This is a genomic window from Kribbella sp. VKM Ac-2568 (assembly GCF_004345365.1).
GTDB lineage: Bacteria > Actinomycetota > Actinomycetes > Propionibacteriales > Kribbellaceae > Kribbella > Kribbella orskensis.
In genome coordinates, this window is sequence record NZ_SLVF01000005.1 from 281,119 (window position 1) to 303,150 (window position 22,032).

A 22,032-nucleotide genomic window follows, 5' to 3' on the forward strand; every position below is an offset into this window, starting at 1 on the left:
CGCTGCGGACGAGACGGCGCGCGTGTCCGACTCATGGGAAGAGGAGCCGACGCCGGTCGCATGCGGATTCGCAGCCGACAGCAACGGAATTGGCCCACGTACAGGTCGCGACTCGGGCTCCATGGTCGGGTCACATGGGATTCCACCGGTGCTCCTTCCACGTCATCGGGCTTGCCTTCCAGCAACGGTTGGGAAGCTAGCGCGCCCGCTCGGAGCGATCCAAGCGCGGTCTCACCGGCCGTGTGACAAGTTTCTCTACGTCTTCAAGACGGGCCCCCAGGGCCCGAAAGCGCGCCGCCACCGGAGGGTGGGACACCTGCCCTCCACTCCGCTTCGCCCATTCTGGGCGCGTCCCCTTGGCTTTGGCGCGCACGCGCCAACAGGGTGCCGGGTCGAAGACAGCCCAACTCGCCATCAACGATCGACACCCTGTCGACGTGGTAGTCGCCGAAACGGCCGGCTACCCGCTGCCCTCGGCTGATCCATGCGCCCGGTCTGCCCGGAGCTCCGCGTCGCCCCGCTAGCAAGGATGGAAGGGACGGTTCGGCAGCTATCGCGGCGATGCGGAGAAGACTGCCCGCACGACTTGACACGTAACCGTCAAACGCCAGGAAGTCGTCGCGACGTTCAGCTTGTCGGCACAACGAACGCCCGCCGCCGGGAGGATCGCGCGGCGAGAACTCAAGGACCACTGAACCCAGACGCCACGAACACCTGCTTGCGGCCTGTACATGAGACAACGCCAGCCTGGTCGGCGTCCACGGAACCTCCCCCGACCCACACTTCGTCACCCAGCCTGCGGGCCGTTTGCCCGGCGGCGTCGATCAGGACGATCTCGCCGTCACGGATTGCGACACTCCAGCCTGGGGGCCAAGCAACGTCGACGTCGACGAGCCTGTCACCGGTGCCGACTGCAATGCGGACTACCAGGCAGTTTGTCGAAGTGTCGATCTCGAGGGTTCCGATCAATTGAGCCTGCAGCGACTCGAGGGGGGCTTCACGCTGAACCGTCAAACCGGGAACTAGACGATCATTGTCCCGATCTGTACCCCCAGTGACCGAATCCTCTCGAGGAGAGCCTGGGTCATCAACCATCACGACCACCACACCCGTGGAATACCGGCTATTATCCGACATTGGTACCTGGCGACTCTCCGCGAACACATGACCGGGCGACCTTTCGTCAGGGTGCCACCAAATATAGAAGCGTGCAGCTTGCTGCCGATATAGGCCACCGGCGTCCACCCGCACCTGAGTATCCACTGACGTGCTGAGGCCGCGATGCTGGCGCGGAGCCGCAAAAGCCCAACGAGTAGATGCGGCGATCCCGGCCTGAACTTGAAGTTCTAGAGAGGGGCAGGAGTGATGGGCGATGCACCTCAGACGCCGGGGCTGACTGTCCAGCAGCGCCCGGCAAAGAGGATGGCGGCGCGGCTGGAAGGGATTCTTGCGGTGGACGAGGCTGCAATTGCCTGGTCGTTCACAAAGCTGGACGTCACATCGATGTGGCCTGGCCACCGGGATTCTCAGCAGCCGTGCGCGACGGATCGATCGTACTGGTCGACACCTCCGGACAGACGGTTGCCAAACTGGGCGACACGGTCGTGTTGGGCGGCGGCTACGTTCCACCATCGGCTGCGCACGCAACATCCTGCACAGGCAGCGAGAGGGTATTCGCAGCTTCTTCGCTACGTCTGCTCCCGGTGTGACACGCCCGTTAGCTGCCCGTAACGGCACGGCGGAGGACCCCGAATGCCCGTGCTGGCCTCCGAGCGCACATCCGAGGAGAGGCGTCGGCAGGTCACTGGACCGCCTACCGCCCTGGGAGGATTTTGGGAGCGAACCAGGCGCAACAACGGTCTTGAAGCAGGCCCAACTCGCAACAACCAGGAAGGCGAAAACGCCTTGTAGGTAAGGGAATGAGCGTCGTCCCGCGTAGGCCATCAATGCGACTCCCACCCATGGCATGGAAGGAGTCAGGGGTCGATCGGGGCGACGCAGAGGAGTGCCGTCCGTTTGACACGTAAGCGTCAACTCGGCATGCAATGATTTCCCGTGCAATGGAGACAGTTCCTCAGGCAGCCGGCGACGTGGCTCGGAATCGTCGGCACAGTGCTCACTGTCTACGGGGCGATCGCCGTGACGGAGCTGACTCTTCGAGCCCAAACCGGCCAGAGCTTTCTGAGCGCCGGTGTTCCCGCCGTCGCGGACCGTGTGACCTTCGATGTTGGCCTCGGGAAGGGAGCCCCGTTCCTCAGGGACGTCCAGGTCGAGTTCAAGTCCGCCGATCAGCAGAGCATCCAAACCGCGCTTTCGTGGATCGATGCGGACACGCCGATCCCGCGCAATGAGGAGCGCCAGAACCCCGACCCAGGAACCCGGTACGCGCCCCCACTCAGGATCCTCTGCCTTCCAGATGATTCCCACACAGCAATCGCCGAGGCCGACGCGCAGCGACTCGTCGCCAACCGCGACAAGTACCGAGGATGGGCCGCAGCATGCCTCGGTGTCGGTATCGCCTCGCTGGGTGGCCTGGTGATTGTCCTTGTGCGGCAAGACCGCGCATGGAGACCAGCCCGTCGACTCCGATGAGGCCGATGTGCCGCCGCCTGGGCAACCTCTATCGTCCGTAGGACGCACGGCGGCATCCTTCCCGGATGAAGCTTCACCACCGAGGTGCTTCACTCGCCGGGCCCCGACACCAGCGCGACGGTTCGGCATGCCTTGCGGTTCCGGATTCAACGGGCAACGTTAGGAATCCCGCAGTAGCGACGAACGACCACAGCGCGAGGAGAGCCCTGGAGATCAAGGGGTTTCGAGCAACGTAGGACAACGCCGAGTGGGTACGCCCGATTATCAGCTGGTTGGAGGTTCGAGGTGCAGCAGTAAAGTGCAGCAACCGGAGCGACCAGTACCGGCGATGGTGTGCCAGCCACGACTTGAGCCAAGCCCGGGATGGCCGCTCCTGACCATGCCGCCCCGAGTTCGCAACGAGGGCGCGCGGTTGCAGGAGCGCTTGCAGTTCACCCCTATTCGCCGGTGGTCGAAGGGGTGTCGGCCAAGCTGGCTGCGACTCCCACGAACGGCCACGGCCGGTCAAGGATCGCGTCAAGTCGAACTTAAGCCTCGCCGCACCATATGGCTCGGGGATGACAGCATGGACGCCATGTTGAGCTCGGGGGATTGGCGTGATGGCCCCTGGTACCTCGTAGTGGGCGGCGTCGCGATTGTGGTTGGAGCTCTCATCGCGGTCGCGGGCGACGGTGCAGTAGCCCCCTGGATTCGGTGGCTGGCAGGGGCCGGCATCGTGGCAACTCTTGCAGTGCCCCTGATTGTCTTGTGGCGGCTGTATCTGCGAAGCGGACGCGGCAGGCACGGGCGACCGTAAGGTGACCGGCTGGGAGAGAAATGGGAGCCGGGAGCGCGAATCAACGCCCACGAACGGGCTGGAACGCACATCAACCCGATGGGCACGAACCCCTGTAGCCAGGAAGGATCCGGGTCGAACCGCCACCGGGGATCATGCGACCCCCGCCCATGGCACGGAAGAGGTCAGGCCATCAGGGTGACGCGGAGGACTGCCCGCGTGCTTCAGACGTAGCCGTAAATCCGTGACGCGGGTCGCCGCAGGATCGGCGACACTTGGTCTCATGAACTGGTCGCTCCGAGTTCCCCGGCGCAGATGGATGGTCCCGGTGTTCCTCGGGGTTGCAGCACTCACATTGGCCTGTGCATTCATGATCAACGTCGTAGACGAGTACAGCGATCGATCAGTGCTCAGAGCCAGAGGCCAACAGATTACGGCCACCGTGACCGAAGTCCTCGAGTACAACAGGTCAAACGAGTCGCTAGAGGTTCGCGTCGCTCTGCCAGATGGCCGGCTAGTCGATGTCGACTTCGCCGCGAGCAACCAGCTCGGCACCCAGGTGGGGCAGCCCGTCCAGGTCACAATCGACCCAGGTGACTTACTCGCGAGCATGCCCACGGACCAGCTGAACAACGGACAATCCTTCGCGAGCAACTTAGCTGTAAACAGCGGGCCGTTTGCTCTTTTCGCAATCGGCTGCTTCGTCTTCACCTTCATTAGAGCCCGCGAGAGCTCCCGCCACGATGGCACGTAAGTGTCAACCATCGCTCGGTCGACCACCCACCGGTACGACGGTTCGGCACGATCTACAGTTCGGGATTCAACGGGCAGCATCACGAACCAGCTAGCCACGGTGTGCAGCACCCAGGACAACCAGAGTGGTCGACATGAGCCAGCGGCCAGCCAGCGATTCCACTTGGATGACGCCTGCCAACCTCTCCACGCCGGGTTCGCAACTAGTAGGACGTGGTTGCACGGCTGGTTGCAGTTCACCCACGGCCGAAGCCGTTCGAGCAGGTCGCCACCCGGTGACTCGACGCTCAATCGGAGACAAGTGAACCCCCATGAACTAAGGGAGTTCAAGCTCATACCCTTGCGGGGCTGAGTCCTTTGTATCAGCCGCTTCAAACGCCCCAGGTGACCAACACACCAACAACACAAGGGGCGCTGCGTTGGCACGGCGACGCGGGCGTCCAGGCCATCAATTGCGCGCCCGGCACCGCCTGTCGCGGTTGCGGGATCCGCGTCGAGGGTTCGTTTGATGGGCTGGAGATCCGGTCACCACCTCCCCGGATGCGGGAGAAGGGGCCGAGGTGGGAGGCTTGGGCGGGTGAGCGTGAAGACGTTGAACGAACTGGTGGCTCCGGACTGGGCCGAGGCGTTGGCTCCGGTCGAGGAGAGAGTGTCGCGGATGGGCGAGTTCCTGCGCGGCGAGATCGCCGCCGGGCGGCCTTATCTGCCGGCCGGGGAGAACGTGCTCCGGGCGTTCACCCAGCCGCTGAACGAGGTGAAGGTGCTCATCGTCGGGCAGGACCCGTACCCGACGCCGGGTCACCCGGTCGGGCTGAGTTTCTCGGTCGCGCCGGACGTCCGGCCGATCCCCCGCAGCCTTCAGAACATCTACCGCGAGCTGATGGCGGATGTCGGCGTACCGGCTCCTTCCAACGGCGACCTGACGCCGTGGGCCGAGCAGGGCGTGCTGATGCTCAACAGGGTGCTCACCGTGCAGCCGGGCAAGTCGGCCTCGCACCGCGGCAAGGGCTGGGAGGCCGTTACCGAGCAGGCGATCCACGCGCTGGTGAAGCGTGGCGGACCGCTGGTCGCGATCCTGTGGGGCCGCGACGCGCAGACCCTCAAGCCGATGCTCGGCAGCACGCCGTACATCGAGAGTGCGCACCCGAGCCCGATGTCCGCCGACCGCGGCTTCTTCGGCTCCCGCCCTTTCAGCCGCGTCAACGAACTCCTGGTGCAGCAGGGCGGCACCCCGATCGACTGGCGCCTCCCCTAGGACGACACAGTCCTGGACGTGCCGGTCCAGCTGTGCCCAGAGCTGGCTGTAGCGCCCGCCAGCAGCCAGCAGGTCGGCGTGTGCCCCGGTCCGTCCTTCCGTAGCGGCAGCGCTGGCCCGCTCCAACTCCCGCGCCCCGCACTACCCGGCTCGGCCGACGCCTCATCCAGTACTGCGACCGCCGGGTCCGCGAGCACCAGTCGAGCCAGTGCGGTCAGCCCCGTGACGTCCAAATGAAAGCCTTCCCCAGTCGCGTCGGGCCCTCACCGGGCAGACAACTTAGCCCACCCTGAATTCACCGGTCCGGCCATCGAACCGGACGATCGATTGACACCTGCCCGGCTGCCGCCGTACGGTCTCGCGGTAATAGGAAACTTTCCTAACAGTTGGCGGGACAATAGCCGCTGACTAGTCAGCAGCGTGGTTCGGAGTTTCGGAGCCGGAGGGAGGGCAGGGTTAGCTCATGGCCAGCACACCCGGTACACCCCGCCTGCTCCGCGCGATGAACGACCGCGCCGCACTGGACCTCCTGCTCGCCCAGGGCCCGCTGTCTCGCACCACCCTCGGCAACCTCACCGGCCTGTCCAAGCCGACCGCCTCCCAGCTGCTCGCGCGGCTGGAGAGCGCCGGACTGGTTCGGGCCAGCGGCACCAGCGCCGGTCGTCCCGGCCCGAACGCGCAGCTCTACGAGATCAACGGCGGCATCGCCTACGTCGCGGGCCTGGACGTCACGCCGACGCGGATCCGCTCGGCCGTCGCGGACCTGACCGGCAAGGTGGTCGGCACCTCGGAGCTCCCGACGCCCGGCCGGAGCGCAAAGGGCACGGTGGAGCGCGTGGTGAAGGCGCTTGACGGCGCTCTCGGTGAAGCCGGGCTGACCAAAGACCGCCTGCACCGGGTCTCGATCGGGACCCCCGGCGGCTTCGACCCGACCACCGGGCGGCTGCGCTACGCCACGCACCTGCCAGGCTGGCACGCGCCGCACCTGCTGGAGGAGCTGGCCGCGGCGATCGCAGTACCGCTCGAGGTCGAGAACGACGTGAACCTGGCCGCGGTGGCCGAGCAGCGCGTCGGCCACGCGCACGACAGCGCCAACTTCGTGATGCTGTGGGGCGAGGAGGGCATCGGCGCGGCGATCGTGATCGAGGGCCGGCTGCTCCGCGGCGCCACCGGCGGTGCGGGTGAGGTCGCCTTCCTGCCGCTGCCCGGCACCCCGCTGGTCCGCAACGTCGGCCGCAACAACGCCGGCGGCTTCCAGGAACTCGCCGGTGGCGAGCCCGTGCTCGCACTCGCCCGCGCCAACGGCCTCAAAGCCCGTACTCCGGAAGCCGCCGTCGCCGCCGCGCTCCAGACACCCGGCGCGGGTGACGCCGTGCTGACCGAGTTCGCGCATCGCCTCGCGGTCGGGCTGGCCGCTATCGTCGCGGTCGTCGATCCCGAGCTCATCGTGCTCGCGGGCGGCGTGATCACCGCCGGCGGCGAGCGCCTTCGCGGCCTGGTCCAGGACGAGCTCGCCGAGCTCGCCGTACCGCGGCCGCGGCTGCTGATGACCGCCATCCCCACCGACCCGGTGCTGTCCGGGGCACTGCAGTCCGCCCTGAGCGCCACGCGTGACGAAGTCTTCGACACTGCCGGTATGCCGACCGGGGGCAGCGCCGACTAGACCGTGCTGGTGATGGCGCCCCTGATCACCTTGTTCTTCTTCGCCCAGAAGGCCTTCATCGAAGGCGTCACTCTCACAGGGGTCAAAGGATGAAACTCACAGTCGTAGGCGGCGGATCCACTTACACGCCCGAACTCATCGACGGCTTCGCCCGGCTGCGCGATTCGCTGCCGGTCTCCGAACTGGTCCTGGTCGATCCGGCTGCGGACCGGCTCGCGCTGGTCGGCGGCCTGGCGCAGCGGATCTTCGCGAAACAAGGCCATCCGGGCCGGATCGTCACCACCTCGAACCTGGACGAGGGGATCGACGGCGCGGACGCCGTACTCCTGCAGCTTCGCGTCGGCGGTCAGGCCGCCCGGAACCAGGACGAGACCTGGCCGCTCGAGTGCGGCTGCGTCGGCCAGGAGACCACCGGCGCCGGCGGCCTGGCGAAGGCGCTGCGCACCGTCCCCGTCGTACTGGACATCGCCGAGCGGGTCCGGCGGACCAACCCGGACGCGTGGATCATCGACTTCACCAACCCGGTCGGGATCGTCACCCGCGCGCTGTTGTCCGAGGGCCACAAGGCGGTCGGGCTGTGCAACGTGGCGATCGGGTTCCAGCGGCATTTCGCCCGGCTGCTGGGGGTTTCACCTGACGAGGTGGCGCTGGACCACGTCGGGCTGAACCATCTGACCTGGGAGCGGGCCGTCCGCGTCAACGGGGAGAACGTGCTGCCCGAGTTGCTGGCCTCCCATGCGGCCGAGCTCGCGGACGGCCTGCACCTGCCCCCCGAGTTGCTGCTGCAGCTCGGGGTCGTTCCGTCGTACTACCTGCGTTACTACTACGCGCACGACGCGGTGGTTCGGGAGCTGCTGGACAAGCCCTCGCGCGCCGCCGAGGTCGCCGCGATCGAGAAGGAACTGCTCGACCTCTACGCTGACCCCGCACTCGACGAGAAGCCTGCCCTGCTGGAGCGACGCGGCGGCGCCTACTACTCGGAGGCTGCTGTCGCTCTGGCCTCGTCGCTGCTGAACGACACCGGTGACGTCCAGGTGGTCAACACCCTCAACAACGGGGCGCTGCCGTTCCTCCCGGACGACGCGGTGATCGAAGTACCGGCGACTGTGGGAGCAACCGGTACGACGCCGCTGCCGATCGCGCCGCTGGAGCCTTTGTACGCAGGCCTGGTCGCAGGAGTCACGGCGTACGAGAATCTTGCTCTCGAAGCGGCTGTGAAGGGTGGTGCGGACCGAGTGTTCACCGCGTTGCTGGCGCACCCCCTGATCGGGCAGATCGAGTACGCGAACGCCCTCACCGAGAAGTTGCTCGCGCACAACCGCGAGTACCTTCCGTGGGCGTGACGATGGCCGTCTCCGACGACGTGGTCCTCCCCCTGGTGCCGGGCGGCGTACTCGCCTTCGACGCCGGGAACAGCAAGACCGACGTCGCCCTGGTCGCCGCCGACGGCACAGTCCTCGGTACTGCGCGAGGCGGTGGCTTCGAGCCGCACATCGTCGGGCCGTTCGCGGCGGTGGAAGGCCTGGCTCCGCTGGTGGCCGCCGCGGCGCTCGAGGCCGGGCTCGTGATCGGCGAGGTACCGCTGGTGCAGCAGCTCTCCGCGTGCCTGGCGAACGCGGACCTCCCGATCGAGGAGGAACGGCTGGCCGAGGCGTTCGAGTCCTTCGGTTGGGCGACCTCGGTGTACGTCACGAACGACACCTTCGCCCTGCTGCGCGCGGGGGTGGACCAGCCGCGGGGCGTCGCGGTCGTCTGCGGCGCCGGCATCAACTGCGCCGGCCTGCTGCCGGACGGCCGTACCGCTCGCTTTGCCGCACTCGGCAAGATCTCCGGGGATTGGGGCGGTGGGCTGGAACTCGCCGACGAGGCGTTCTGGGCGGCCGCCCGCGCCGACGACGGGCGTGGTCCCGAAACCGCCTTGTCCACGGCGCTTCTGGCACACTACGGGGTCGATTCGGTGGCGTCGCTGATCGAGGCTCTCCACCTCGGTGACATCTCGGCCGCCCGTCGCCTGGAGGCAGCGCCGCTGCTCTTCCAGGTCGCCGCGGCCGGTGACGCTGTAGCGGCCGACCTCGTACTCCGCCAGGCCGAGGAGATCGTCTTGATGGCGGTGGTCGCCATGCGCCGCCTCGACCTGCTCGACGAACCCACTGACGTGGTGCTCGGCGGCGGGGTCCTCACCGCCGGCCACCCCCTCCTGATGGAGACCGTCGTCCGGTTGCTGACCGAGTCCGCCCCGAAGGCGATCCCCCGGGTCATCGACGTACCGCATGTGGTCGGTGCCGCCCTCCTCGGCCTGGACCACACCGGCGCCGCGCCTACCGCCCACCAAACCCTCCGCTCCACCTACCACCCGCCCCCAGCCGCCTAACCACCGCCCGATCCGCCGGTCGCCCAGCGGACGACCTGCTGTTCGCGCTTCGGCCGGCAGGTGCGTTTCCCGGCAGCTGTTCTCAGGGGTTGAGTGTCGCTTGACCTGGGGTGTAATCATGATTACATGAGTACACAGCATGAAGGTGAGCGCGTGAAGGGCTGGCTGACCGGCCGGCTTCCTTCGGACTGGTTCGAAGGCGAACCAGAGGTGACGATCGACCGCGACGAGATTCTCGTGGTCGGCAGGATTCCGGCGCCGCGGCAGGAAGGTGAGGTCAGTGCTGCCTCGCGGTCGGCCGCTGAGGAGGGCCGGATCAAGCAGTTCCGGGAGGACACCCGGGAGAAGCGGATCGAGATCGCCCGCGAGCTCGAGCACGCGACCAGGCGGAAGGTCGCCTGGGGCGTCCAGGCCGGCGACACCCGGACGATCTTCACGTCCCTGTCCGCACCGGTGATGACGAGGCTGCGGCAGCCCGAACGCCAGGTGCTCGATACTCTCGTCGACGCCGGCGTCGCCCGCTCCCGCAGCGACGCCCTCGGCTGGTGCGTCAAGCTCGTCGCCCAGCACAGCGAGAGCTGGCTCGCCGAACTCCGCGAGGCCATGGCCAAAGTAGAAGACGTCCGCCGCTCCGGCCCCGACGCCACCCCCGCCGAGGACGAGTCCACGTCTTAACCCGTTTGCCGGCCTCCTGCGGCAGCGCGGGTGAATGGCTCGGGGCTGTGAGTGGTGGGGTGTTGGGCGGGGGTGGGCGGGCGCGATCCGATCGCGCCCGCCCTGGGCTCGTGCCGGAGGTGACCCCTTCCGGCGCGAGGGATTAGCTGTGCGGCAGCGGGACTAGCTGTGCCGCGGGGGCTGGTTGCCTGGCGTACCGCTCCAGCCGTTGTCGCCGCCGGACCAGTTGCCGTTCGAACCGGCCTGCGGCGAGCCCTGGTGGGCCGGGTACTGCGCCTCCGGCGTCCCGGCTCTCCATACGCCTGCGGCTGACCGCCACCCTGACCGGCGTACCCGCCCTGACCCGCGCACCCGGTCTGACCGACGTACGCGTTGTTCTGGGCCGTGGTGCCGTTGGAGCGGCCCGCATCCGCCGCCACGCACCTGCTCCGCGACTCCGGCTACGGGCGGATGCAGTGGGTGTCTCCCTTCACCCGTTCCCGGCGACCCGGCCCGCAAACGCTGTTTTCCAACGCAATGTGATTGCGTAAGGCAATTAGCGTCACCACCGATCGATGCTGACCCCGCAGACTGAACCGGTCAACGCGGTTGAGATCCTGGGCGGTATGACCGATGTTCAGATCCGCAGCGCCACCGCCTCCGACGTCGCCGGGATCGTCGCGATGATCGCCGCCGACCAGCTCGGCGCCACCCGCGAGGACCCGTCCGACCTGACGCCGTACCTGGCCGCCTTCGAGCAGCTCGACCGGGACCCGAACCAGATCCTGGTGGTTGCCGAGCGCAACGGTGAGCTGGTCGGCACCCTGCAGCTGACGATCATCCCCGGCCTGTCCCGCAAAGGCTCGTCCCGCGGTCTCGTGGAAGCCGTCCGGGTGGCCGACTCAGCCCGCGGCGAAGGCCTCGGCACCACGCTGATCGAGTGGTCCATCGAGGAATCCCGCGCCCGCGGCTGCTCCCTGGTCCAGCTGACCTCCGACAAGACCCGCACCGACGCCCACCGCTTCTACACCCGCCTAGGCTTCACCAACTCCCACGAGGGCTTCAAACTGAAGCTCTAGTACTCCGCTTCGCCAGATGCCGCCCTAGTACTACGGCGCTTCCCCGAGTTGCCCCGGACGTCGGGAGCGGTCGGGCATCAACTGACCTTTGCGCTGGGGGCGGTGAATGTGTTGCAGGAGGCGGGGTTGGTGGTCTTGAAGGAGGAGCCGGACCAGACCCACTGGTTCTTGCGGGAGCCGTGGTCGCGGACCTTCTTCGGGTTGTACTCGTCGCCGCTGTGCTTGGTCATGTACTCCCAGGCGCGGAGCTTGTTGCCTTTGATGCCGAGGCTGACCTTGTTCGCACCGAGGAACGCCGCTCCCAGGCAGTTCGCCTGCAGCTCGACCCGGCGGCTCTCCTCCAGCTTCGCGGCCTGGGTCTTCGCCCAGCCCTCCCGCGAATCCGCGGAGATCAGGATGTTGGTGAGCTGCTGGACGTGATGGCCGTACTCGTGCGCGAGCGTGTCCATCATGTCGACCCGGGTGGATTCGTTGTCGATCTTGTAGTTCTTGACATCCTGTTGCCAGCGCATCGAGATCGTCTCGTCGGTGGGACAGTAGAACGCCGTGTCGGACTCGCCGCTGCATGCCGACGGCAACGACTTGCTGTAGAGCACCAGCCGGGGTGCGCGGAACTCGTAGTGGGACTTGCGGACCAGGGGCGCCCATGCCTTGTTCAGGCACGGCAGCAGAGCCTGGTAGTACTTCAGCACGTTCGCCTGAGTGGTCGGCCTGACGGCCGGCTCGGCGCACTTGACCGAGGGCACCTTGCCGGCGGTGTAGAGCTCGTTCTTCTGCACCCGCACCGCGTCGGGCACCGTTGGAACGGTCACCGTGACGGTGGGCTGCGGCGGCGCGGGCGCCGGCGGCTCCTCCGACGGCCTGACCGACGGACGGGCCAGCGGGTTCTCGACGGTGTTGTCGAAGTTGTCGATCAGCTTGTAGCTGGCCACCGCACCGCCGCCGAGAGCGATCAGGCCGAGCACCGAGCAGACCGCTATGAGCGGCTTCGAGAACCGCCGCGGCGGCTTCAGCGGCGGCGGAGCGGCCGTGAACTGCGGTACTCCGGTCCGGGTCGAGGTGGAGTGCCAACCGACGGGGCGGGCGCCACCGAGCTGGCGGGTCCCCTTCAACGGAGTGACCGGGGCACCGGGCAGTGGAGCGGACGGAGGTGCGCCGAAGCCACCGGCAGCCAACGGGTCGGGCGGCAGCGGAGTACCGCGTCTCAGGGACCGGTCCGTCGTGCTGCGCACCGGGCGTGCCTTGCCGAGGCCGAGTTCCTGACGAGCGGTCTGAAGCGGCGGCATCGGAGTACCGGCTGTGTCCACCGGTGCGTCGCCTGCGCCGCCGGGCAGGAAGTGGCCAGGCATGGGCCCAGCGCCCTGCGACTCCTCGTCAGCCATCAGACGTCCCCAGTCCCGGTCGGTGATCAGCTGACCTTGGTCGCTGCTGCCACGAAAGTGTTGCAAGAACCGGGGTTCATGGTCGAGAAACCCCGGGTCATCCAGAACTGGACGTTCTTGCGGGAACCATGATCGCGCACCGAGCCCGTGGTCAGTTCATCGCCACTGTGCGAACTGCGCCACTTCCACGCGTTGAGCAGGCCACCACGGACCGGGAAGGTGCCCTTCGCCGCGCTCAGGAAGATCGAGGACAGGCAGGTCGCCTGCAGCGCGAGCCGCCGGTCGATCTCCTGCGCGGCCAGTTCGCCCGGCGCCTCGTCCCGCATGTTGCGCGACGCCGCGAAGATGCCGGTCAGATTCGCCACGTGCACCCCGTAGACGTAGCTGAGCGCGTCCGCCATGTCGATCCGGGCCAGCGCCGGGTTCTTCGAGTACTCGTCCTGCAGATCCTGCCACGGCAGGGCGACGCTGCCGCCGTTCGCGTCGCAGTACGAGGAGACCTGCTTCTGTACTCCGCAGGCGGTCTCCTGGCCGTCGTCGAAGATGATCAGTTGCGGGGCCTTGAACTCGTAGCCGGCTTTGCGGACGACCGGCTCCCATGCCGTGTTCAGGCAGGTCAGCAGGGCCTTGTAGTAGGAGCGGACGTTCTCCTTCGAGGTCGGCCGGAACTGCGGCTCCCGGCACTTGACCGGTGCCAGCTTGCCGTTGGCGTAGAGCTTGTTCTCCTGCGCGACCACGGTGTCCGAGACCGGGTCGGCGTCCGGCTCCGCGTCAGTCGGTACTCCGATCGGCTTGGGTGACGGCGTGCCCAGCGGGTTCGCGACGAAGTCGTCGTACGACGAGAGCACCTTGCCGGCGGCGGCGACTCCACAACCGACGACCAGCAGCGCACCGACGACGATCGCGGCGATCAGGCCCTTCGACCTCTTCCGCGGGTGGAACGGGATGGGGTCGGGCTGGTACCGCGCCTTGAACGCTGCCGCGGCCGGATCCCCCGGCGGGGGTGGTCCGAGGCGGGAACCATGAAGCTGCGGTGGCCCCGTGGGGGTTTCCGCTCCCGGGCCGAGGCGAGGAGTCGGCGCGGCCAGCGGGGTCAGCCCGGCCTGCGGCTTGGCCATCTCGGGTTTGGGTGTTGTCGTGACTGAGGCCTGACCTGCGCCGCCTGGGAGGAAGTGCCCGGGCTTCGGGGCGGCGTCGTTCGGCGTACCGGCCTTGATCGTCTCGTCGGTCGGCGTCTCGCTCGCGCCGCCCGGCAGAAAATGCCCGGGCTTGGGCCCAGACTTGTCGGACATGGATTCCCCTGCTTCCCCAGATCAGGCCTGCGGCCCGCCCCACCCATCAGCTGATCGCGGCAAGACCCCCCGGTCCGAACCGCCGGATGATGGTACGCCGCAAACAGTCGTTCGATGTACTTGATTTGCAGCTATTGACATCGGATCGCGACCTGCGTCCGCTGGTTGCCTACTCTCCGTACCGAATGGAGCACTGAATGAATGTGCTGGACAGTTTCGCGCTGAATGGCCGGCGGGCTCTGGTGACCGGCGGCAACCGCGGACTCGGCCGCGCCTTCGCCCTGGCGCTCGCGGAGGCCGGCGCCGACGTGGCGATCGCCGCGCGCGACGCCGCGCTGAACGCTCAGGTCGTGGAAGAGCTGGAAGCACGCGGCCGGCGCGGGCTCGCAGTACAGGCCGACATCACCGCGAAGGACCAGGTGACGGCGATGGTTGCCGAGGTCACCTCGGCGTTCGGCGGCATCGACATCCTGGTGAACAACGCGGGCATCGCGATCCACCGGCCGGCCCTCGAAGTACCGGACGACGAGTGGCAGCAGGTGATGGACCTCAACGTCACCGCGTTGTGGAACACCAGTACTGCGGTCGCGCCCGGCATGATCGCGGCCGGCGGCGGGGCGATCGTGAACGTCGGCAGCATGTCCGCGCAGATCGTGAACCGCCCCCAGTGGCAGGCGTCGTACAACGCGTCCAAGGCGGCGGTCCACCACCTGACCAGAAGTCTTGCGGCCGAGTGGGCGCCGCATGGGATTCGGGTGAATGCGATCGCCCCCGGCTATGTGAAGACCGAGATGGCCCCGGTCGATCGGCCGGAGTTCCGCCAGAACTGGATCCTCGACGCTCCCTTGCAGCGGTATGCCACGCCTGAGGAGATAGCGCCTTCGGTCGTCTACCTCGCCTCGCCCGCCACCTCCTTCATGACCGGCACCATCCTGCTGATCGACGGCGGCTACTCGGTCTATTGAGCGGCTCGGGTACTGGTGGCGCTCGGGTCGTTGGAGGGGACTCGGCTACTGAGGGCGGCCCGGGTCATTGGAGAGGGCTCGGTTGTTGAGAGGGCTCGGTTATTGGGGGGCCCTCGGCTCGCCTGATCGTCGACCACCTTGCCGACAACCCCGGCGACGGCGTCGTCTTCCGGTTCACGGGCTCGATCGACCCCGTCCTGGCGGCCCGCTTGTAGACAGCCTTCGAGATCCTCGCCGACATCGTCCCCGCGGACTGGGTGCTCTAGGGTTCGCGCATGGAACTGGGGTTCAGGTGTTCTTGTTGTGGTGAGCTGCATGCGGAACTGCCGATGGCGTTCCATCTCGAGGCCCCGGTCTACTGGAGCCCGGAGATGGCCGACTCGCCGGACTGCGAGCTGACCTCGGACCAGTGCGTGATCAATCGGGAGCACTTCTTCGTCCGCGGGCTGATCGAGATCCCGGTCCTCGACAGCAAGGAGAGCTTCGTGTGGGGCGTCTGGGTGTCGCTGAGCGAGAAGAGCTTCGCCCACATCTCGGACCGCTGGCAGACCGAGGGCCGCGAGCACGACGACCCGTACTTCGGCTGGTTGTCCTCTGCCCTCGACTACGACCCGAGCACGCTCAACCTGGCGACGAACCTGCACAGCCGCCCCGTCGGCGTACGGCCCTTCATCGAACTAGAGCCGACCGACCACCCCCTCGCCGTCGAACAACGCAACGGCATCACCCTCGCCCGGGTCCAAGAGATCGCCGAACGCGCGCTACACCCCAACAACTGAAGCCGCGCAAGCAGGCCGCCTACCTCTTCTCTCTAGTCGGAGCTGGCTTGGCGGCTGGGACTCCGGGAGTTGGACTCTGGCCTGACCTCCGACATCGGCAGGCCGTGCTGCCCGGAGACGCCGCCCCGTCAGGCTGACGATCCACGGGCACCTGTCGGAGTACCGCGTCGTGCAGTGCTCCCCGGTCGACGGCCGCACGGCAGTCCAGCGGCACCGCTGCGCTCCGGTCATCAAGAACCCACAAGCTGCCGGTGGAGCTGTCGGTCAACCTCCTGCTGGGCATCCTCGGACAACTCCTCGACCGCCCGGACCTGGCAGTATGAGGCCGATCTCGGCGGCGGGCCGGACGATCCCGTTCTGCGGCTACCGTGCCCGGCGACGGCGCTCCCTGGCGCGCGTTCGGTGCCTTCCGCACACCCAGCACAACCGCAGGGCGCGCAGCCGCAACCGCCCTCCCAGGTCTGGCACAGCGCCCGATGGAACGTGGCGCAGTACGCACAGTGGCGATGCGCGCCCGGACTACCCTGTCTCGCAGCGCCCGGTGGAGGGGTGGGCCGGGCGGGCCGTAGCATCGCGCGGGTGACGGTGAGCTTGGGTGAGGACGCGCGGCGGCTGGTGGATGGCGCGAATCCGGCGATACTGGCGACGGTGAACGCCGATGGGAGTCCGCAGACCTCCGTGGTGTGGGTCGGCCGCAAGGGCGACGAGGTGGTGATCTCGACACAGGCCGGGCGGCGCAAAGACACCAACCTGCGGAACGACCCGCGCGCCAGCCTCCTGGTGATTGCCAAGGACAACCCCGACGAGTACGTCGAGATCCGCGGCACAGCCACCGTCACGGAGGATGTCGGCCGAGCGGTGGCGCAACAACTGGCGGAGGTCTACGCCGGCGAAGGCGCCGGAGCCGAGTACGCCGCGCTGCCTCCCGAAGTGGTCCGCACCGTAGTACGCATAACCCCACACAAGGTCGTCCTCCACGTCTAAACCCAGATCCACGGGGCGCTGAGCAAGAAGCGCCGTCGGCGGCTGCCGCGCTCCCGGCCTCCGCCTCGCCGCGCACGGCCGGGGGGCTACTCCGCCGACGTCCGTTCAGGACGGTTGTCCGTCTGCGTGCGGTCAGCCCGGTGGGGCACATGATGGTTCTGCCCGGTGGCCTGTGGTCCGCTTGGTGGCTGGTTGCCGCCAAGGCTCTGCTGAGGGTGGCGACCCCGGGAGCGTCGTCGACGCGGTGAGTGCCGAGCCGACTGCTGTCGTTGACCGTCCCCGCGGCACCTGGGTCGCTGACCGTGCCCGCGTTGGCCGTGCCCGCGGCACCTGGGTCGTTGAGCGTGCCCGGGTGGGCCGTGCCCGCGACACGTCGGTCGTTGACCGTGCCCGCGTTCGCCGTGCCCGCGGCACCTGGGTCGTTGACCGTCGCCGCGACAGGTGGGTCATTGACCGTCCACGTCGCACGTGGGTTGTTGACCGTGTCCGCGTTGGCCGTGCTCGCGACACGTCTGTCGTTGACCGTTCCCGCGTTGGCCGCGCCCGCGAGACGTTGGGCGTTGGCTGTGCCTGCGGAAGGCCGGTCGCGGTCGTCCCATGGGTTGAACCGCGGTTCGATGTCTCGACGGCGGGCTGTTCCGGCTTATCTGTGGGGATGCTGTGGTCGGCCCACGGATCTAGCCGTGCGTCAGCGTCGGCAGTGTTGGCCCGCGTTGGGTCATCGGTGCGGCGCTAGTGCCGGTCACCGGTGAACGTCTGTGCCGGATGGCTCGCGTGGTGCCAGTCCCGGTCGGTGGTGGCCGGTGGCGGGTTGTTGGCGTGGTGCAGCGCCCGCTGACCTGGGGACGGGTCGTCGGGTGAACGGGTGTGTTTGCCGGAGGCTGGGTCGGGCGGGTCGGGATCTGCCCAGGGGTCGAACTGTGCGGCAAGGTTGCTCTCGGCGGCGGGGTTGTTCTCGGTGGTGGTGCGTGCCGGGTCGTGGGTGCGGTTCCGGGCAGGGCTGTCCGGCCGTCCGCGGTCGCGGTGACTGGTGGTGGGTGTGCGGTAGCGGGTTCGGGTGGGGCCGGGTTCGGCCCAGGCGGGTCGGGCGACGGTGACGGCGCCGTGGTGGAGGGTGATGGTCCAGTGGCCGTGGTGGGTGTCGATGTGGTGGCGGCGGCAGAGCAGGACCAGGTTGGTCAGGGCGGTGGGGCCGTTGTCGATCCAGGAGATCAGGTGGTGGGCGTCGCAGAAGATGGGTGGGGCTTTGCACACGACGCAGCCTTTGTCGCGGGCGTTCAGGGCGCGGCGGATGGCGCGGTTGACGAAGCGTTGGGCCATGGCGACGTCGAGGGGTTCGGAGTTGGCGCCGAGCACGATCGGGATGATCTGGGCCTCGCACGCCAGGCGGCGGATCGCGCCCGCGGACAGTCCCTCGCCGTGCACCAGGGTGCCGACCGCGTGGGCTCCGGCGTCGGTGAGGTCTTTGAGGTCGATGGTGATCGTGATGTGTGCTTTCGGGCCGTGCCCGGCCTCCGCCGCGGCGCCACTCGCGGCGGCACGAGTCTGGGTGGCGCTGCCGGCCGCCGCTGGCGTGCCGTTGCCGCTGGGTGATCCGGTGGTCTCGGCATCGTCCAGGGTTGCTCCGGCCGGGTCGGCCGGATCGGCTGGATCTGCCGGGGTGGCGGTGGTGATGGCGTTGGAGGCGACGTTGAGGACGTCGGTGAGGGCGTCGGCGCGGCGCTTGTCCGGTGAGCGCGGGTCCAACTCACCGGTGACGGTCTTGCGGGGCTTCGAACCGGACAGGATCAGCGCCTGGAACAGTTCGGCGTTCTCGTTGGCCAGGTAGCCACTGAACTTCACGCCCCGGTCCGCGGGCCGCAGCCGCAACTCTTCCCGGGCATAGGCCTTGTCCTCTTCGGGTGCCGGCCCGTCGGCGTCCAGCAGGTCGCGGACCCGGCGGGCCGCCTTGCGCAGTTCCGACGGACAGAAATGGCGGCCCAGGGCGACTAGCTGTTGTTCGGCCACGGCCAGGTCCTCGACCGCGACGGTCTTGGGCACGTTCTCCAGTTCGGCCACGATCGCCGCGGCCTGCGCCGGAGACAACACCACTGCATCGGCTCCGGCCTCCCCGCCCGGCTCACCACCCGGGTCGCTGGCCGGCTCGTCGTCGTTGGCGTCTGCCGGATCCCCGACGCCGGTGGCTGGCAGGGCGTTGGCGACGGCGGGGTACTTGCGCAGCGCCTTGGCCAGGGCCAGGTCACGCTTGATCACGCCCGGGTCGAGACGGTGCCGAAACGCCAGCAGGCGGGCGGTGTCGCCGGCGCCGAGGGTCGCGGCGTGACCGGACGCGTCGTAGACGGCCAGAACCTGCAGACGGTAGGTCTGCAACCGGGAGATCTCAGCCTGCAGCGCGTCGAGAGCCGACAGCTGCTCGCTGTCACTCATCGACCACACCGGCCACTCACCCAAGAACTCCATACCCCAGACCCTAGACACCAGCTCCGACACTGTCCGGTCTGGAAGGCCCTTATTTACAAGGGATTCCGAAGATTGGCCGGAATTGTGCCGACACTCCGGATACAGACGAGTTGTCCACAACCCGACGCCACCTGTGGACCCGCGAGCAGGATCCTCGGAGTGCGGTCGCCGGGCGGAGCGCCGTACTCGTTAGGGGACGCGGCCGAAGGCTAGGAAGTGGAGGCTGGCGGACATCATCAGGGGGTCGGTCTCCAGGAGGCGAGCCAAGAGGATCGCGGACGGGAGTAGGCGGGGAACTTCTGCGAGGGTGGCGTTGTCGAGGGTGGGGGCTGCTGGACCTTCGACGCCCAGTACTGCGATGTCGGTGAGCCCAGAGTTCTCGAATTCCGAGCGCAGTTCCTCCGCATGGTGGAAGTGTGCGTTCGTGAATCCCTCGGGGTCGTCGTAGTTCCGGCCCGTCGCCAGGGCGTCCGTGAACAGGTGAAGGTTCTCCTCGGCGAGCCGGCCGTTGTTGCCGTACTCGAGCAGCCCGGCATACCGGCTGATGCCTGCGGCAACCACCACCCCACCGGGTCGCGTCACCCGGGCAGCCTCGGACAGAGCCCGGGCGCGATCCGCCGCCTCGACCAGGTGATACAGCGGCCCGAGGAGCAATGTCACGTCGACGCTGTCGTCCTCCTGGTCCAACTGCCGCGCATCCCCCACGACAGCCGCGAACGTGCCCACCGCCGCTGCCTTCTCGACATGCTCCACCAGTGGATCGACCAAGGTCACCGAATACCCGTCCGCGGCCAACCACCGCGCATGGACGCCCGTCGCTCCGCCCACATCCAGGATCGTTGCCGGAGGCACCGGTAGGAGTCGGCGCAACAGCTCTTGCGTCCGTAGGAACTCCAGCTGCCCGTGGCCCGATCGACTCAGCCGGTCCTCCTCGATATACCGGTCCCGATAGAACGATCTGATCGCCGCATCCAGTTCAACCATTCGTCCATCAAACCGTCCCTGAAAACCTCTGACATCCCATTTCCCCAGCCGCTACCCTGCGCACTCATGCCTAGCAACCGCATCGTGTTCCTTACGGATCACGGTCCACCGACAAGATGACGTAGGCACGCGGCGCTGCCGGAGCTCGTCCTCTACCAGTCGCTGGCGGCTTCCGCCGCTCGATCCGGGCTCCGTTCTGGACTCGCGGCCCAGCGGCCGGCCTGTTCGATCGGGTCCTCACCACGTGCCCGGTACTTCGGTCCCCCGACCGCCACCAACCTGTTTCAGCGGGGCTGGAGCGAGGCCGGGGTTGCAAGGGGTGGAACGGGAGGGTGGCGAGCTGGGCGATCGCGTCGGGGACGGGGAACCAGCGGGCCTCTTGGATGGAGGGGTCGGCGATGTGGAAGTCACCGGTGGGGATGTCGGCGCGGTAGTTCCAGGCTGTGCTGTGGTGCCCGTGGTCCTGGCTGATGAGGTGGACTTTGGCGATCAAGGTCAACTGGTCGGCGGTGACGATGAGGCCGGCTTCTTCGTGGAGTTCGCGGATGGCTGCGACTTCGGGGGATTCGCCGGGTTCGAGGGCGACGGAGGGGAGGTTCCAGTACCCGGTGTTCCAATGCTCGTAGCGTTCGCGGACCAGGGCCCGATCTGGTCGTCGCGGAAGGCTATGACGCCGGCGTAGTCAGGCATTCAGGTCCAGGCGGAACTCGAGTTCGCCGAAAACCGTTCTCGCTCAGTTCGGTGAAGCCGGCTGTGCGGAGGACGGCGAGCTGGCGGTGTTCGTGGGTTCGACGGCGGCGTGGATCTGGCGGGCGCCCTTGTCCGTCGCCAGCGTGACGACCTGGGCGATGGTGGTTCGGCCCAGGCCTTGGCGGCGACGGCGGGGCTTAGGTAGTACGTGACCTCGGCTTCGCCGTCGAGGATCTCGAGGTCGATGAAACCGACCGGGCCTTCGTCGTCAGAGGTGAGCCAGCCGTGCCGACTCGGTGCCTGGAGCAACGGTGTCCAGCGGGCGACCGCGTGGCCGTAGAACCCCCCGAAGATCGCGCCGCCGACCAGGTCCGCCGCCAGCCATTGTTCGACCTGCCGCAGCCCGTCCCCGTCCATCGGCCTCACCCGCATGCCACGAAACTCTGCCCCACCCCACACCCCTTGTCGACCCACCGCGCGCCGGTACGGCGGACCGCCCACGCGCCCGTACGGCGTACCGGCACGTCTAATTAGCTTGCGGGTTCCGTGCCAGGGGCGGTTGGGTGGCGGGGTGGCTGAGCTGGGGCGGGATGAGTATCCGTTGGCGTCGAAGTACGACGCGGACTGGTTGCTCGACTGTGACATGGGACCGAATCCGTTGTGGTTGCTCGAGGATCTCGCCCGGGATCTCGACCTGCGGCCGGGGATGAAGGTGCTCGACCTCGGTTCCGGCAAGGGTGCCACTTCCGTATTCCTGGCGAAGGAGTTCGGCGTACAGGTCTGGGCCGCTGACCTCTGGATCGACCCGACCGACGCGGCCGCGAACTTCGCGAGCCAGAGCATCGACGTCACCGCGATCAAGGCGGAGGCGCACGCGTTGCCGTTCGCCAGGGAGTTCTTCGACGCGATCGTCTGCATCGACGCCTACGAGTACTTCGGTACTGCGGACAACTACCTCGCCTACATCACCGGATTCCTCAAGCCGGGCGGGCAGTTCGGCATCGCCACGCCCGCGCTGACCCAGGAGGTCCGCGAGCTCGGCGAGATCCCCGCGCACATCAAGAAGCTGGTCGGCTGGGAGGCGATCGCCTGGCACACGGCCGACTGGTGGAGGTTCCACTGGGAGATCACGGAGCTCGTCGAGGTCACGTCCGCGCGGCTGCAGGAGTCCGGCTGGCGCGACTGGCTGACCTGGGCGCAGGTGAGTTCCGAGCGCAACGGCAGCCCCGATCCGAGCCTCGAGATGCTGGCGGCGGACCAGGGCGAATACCTGACGTTCGCCCTGGTCACGGCCCGCAAACCCGGCTGACCGATCCCGCCCGGCGAGGCTGACCCGTCCCGCCGGCCAGCCTGA

The 22,032-nt window shown here is 67.9% G+C and carries 18 protein-coding genes; 11 read left to right on the top strand and 7 right to left on the bottom strand.

Translation table 11 applies throughout. From position 1 onward, the window contains the following. Positions 1-681: 681 nt before the first annotated feature. A complete protein-coding gene (locus EV648_RS15855; RefSeq protein WP_132291303.1) occupies positions 682-1,014 on the bottom strand; it encodes a hypothetical protein in 333 nt (110 codons plus the stop codon). A gap of 2,636 nt (positions 1,015-3,650) precedes the next feature. Between EV648_RS15855 and EV648_RS15860 the strand changes: the two genes are divergently transcribed. From EV648_RS15860 to EV648_RS15905, 7 genes are all read left to right on the top strand, one after another. Beyond that, positions 3,651-4,121, top strand: coding sequence for a hypothetical protein (locus EV648_RS15860; protein WP_132291306.1), 471 nt, complete (start codon positions 3,651-3,653; stop codon positions 4,119-4,121). A 576-nt stretch (positions 4,122-4,697) separates the two neighbouring features. Then, positions 4,698-5,375, top strand: a complete 678-nt coding sequence (locus tag EV648_RS15865) for a uracil-DNA glycosylase (protein ID WP_132291309.1) — start codon at positions 4,698-4,700, stop codon at positions 5,373-5,375. A gap of 463 nt (positions 5,376-5,838) precedes the next feature. After that, positions 5,839-7,038 carry an ROK family transcriptional regulator gene (locus EV648_RS15875; RefSeq protein WP_132291312.1) on the top strand — a complete coding sequence of 400 codons (1,200 nt, stop codon included), beginning with the start codon at positions 5,839-5,841 and terminating at the stop codon, positions 7,036-7,038. A gap of 89 nt (positions 7,039-7,127) precedes the next feature. Then, complete coding sequence (locus EV648_RS15885) at positions 7,128-8,381, top strand: 6-phospho-beta-glucosidase (protein WP_132291315.1); 1,254 nt, start codon at positions 7,128-7,130, stop codon at positions 8,379-8,381. Positions 8,382-8,383: 2 nt separating this feature from the next. Continuing rightward, complete coding sequence (locus EV648_RS15890; RefSeq protein WP_132292315.1) at positions 8,384-9,409, top strand: N-acetylglucosamine kinase; 1,026 nt, start codon at positions 8,384-8,386, stop codon at positions 9,407-9,409. Positions 9,410-9,535: 126 nt separating this feature from the next. After that, a complete protein-coding gene (locus EV648_RS15895; protein ID WP_132291318.1) occupies positions 9,536-10,084 on the top strand; it encodes a hypothetical protein in 549 nt (182 codons plus the stop codon). A 605-nt stretch (positions 10,085-10,689) separates the two neighbouring features. Continuing rightward, a complete protein-coding gene (locus EV648_RS15905) occupies positions 10,690-11,142 on the top strand; it encodes a GNAT family N-acetyltransferase (protein WP_132291324.1) in 453 nt (150 codons plus the stop codon). A gap of 77 nt (positions 11,143-11,219) precedes the next feature. Here the strand turns inward: EV648_RS15905 and EV648_RS15910 are convergent, their stop codons facing one another. Next, a complete protein-coding gene (locus EV648_RS15910; protein WP_132291327.1) occupies positions 11,220-12,524 on the bottom strand; it encodes a neutral zinc metallopeptidase in 1,305 nt (434 codons plus the stop codon). A 26-nt stretch (positions 12,525-12,550) separates the two neighbouring features. Continuing rightward, entirely contained in the window at positions 12,551-13,816 is a 1,266-nt protein-coding gene (locus EV648_RS15915) for a neutral zinc metallopeptidase (protein ID WP_241995223.1), read from the bottom strand. Between the two features lie 197 nt (positions 13,817-14,013). Here EV648_RS15915 and EV648_RS15920 point away from each other — a divergent pair, with 197 nt between their 5' ends. From EV648_RS15920 to EV648_RS15930, 3 genes are all read left to right on the top strand, one after another. Continuing rightward, on the top strand, positions 14,014-14,781 hold the full coding sequence (locus EV648_RS15920) for an SDR family NAD(P)-dependent oxidoreductase (protein ID WP_132291330.1): 768 nt from the start codon (positions 14,014-14,016) through the stop codon (positions 14,779-14,781). 275 nt (positions 14,782-15,056) lie between these two features. Next, entirely contained in the window at positions 15,057-15,560 is a 504-nt protein-coding gene (locus tag EV648_RS15925; RefSeq protein ID WP_132291333.1) for a DUF2199 domain-containing protein, read from the top strand. A gap of 579 nt (positions 15,561-16,139) precedes the next feature. Further along, entirely contained in the window at positions 16,140-16,544 is a 405-nt protein-coding gene (locus EV648_RS15930) for a PPOX class F420-dependent oxidoreductase (RefSeq protein WP_241995225.1), read from the top strand. A gap of 732 nt (positions 16,545-17,276) precedes the next feature. On the opposite strand, the gene EV648_RS15935 is transcribed toward EV648_RS15930, so the two are convergent. The 4 genes from EV648_RS15935 to EV648_RS45210 all read right to left on the bottom strand — a co-directional run bounded on the left by EV648_RS15935 (position 17,277) and on the right by EV648_RS45210 (position 20,853). Further along, complete coding sequence (locus EV648_RS15935) at positions 17,277-19,004, bottom strand: HNH endonuclease signature motif containing protein (RefSeq protein WP_132291336.1); 1,728 nt, start codon at positions 19,002-19,004, stop codon at positions 17,277-17,279. A 189-nt stretch (positions 19,005-19,193) separates the two neighbouring features. Further along, entirely contained in the window at positions 19,194-19,988 is a 795-nt protein-coding gene (locus EV648_RS15940) for a class I SAM-dependent methyltransferase (RefSeq protein ID WP_132291339.1), read from the bottom strand. Positions 19,989-20,079: 91 nt separating this feature from the next. After that, positions 20,080-20,628, bottom strand: coding sequence for an NUDIX hydrolase (locus EV648_RS45205; protein ID WP_132292322.1), 549 nt, complete (start codon positions 20,626-20,628; stop codon positions 20,080-20,082). 93 nt (positions 20,629-20,721) lie between these two features. After that, a complete protein-coding gene (locus tag EV648_RS45210; protein ID WP_132292324.1) occupies positions 20,722-20,853 on the bottom strand; it encodes a hypothetical protein in 132 nt (43 codons plus the stop codon). A gap of 396 nt (positions 20,854-21,249) precedes the next feature. Between EV648_RS45210 and EV648_RS15955 the strand changes: the two genes are divergently transcribed. Continuing rightward, positions 21,250-21,987 (top strand): cyclopropane-fatty-acyl-phospholipid synthase family protein, encoded by a 738-nt coding sequence (locus EV648_RS15955; RefSeq protein WP_241995229.1) that lies wholly within the window; start codon positions 21,250-21,252, stop codon positions 21,985-21,987. Positions 21,988-22,032: the final 45 nt, after the last annotated feature.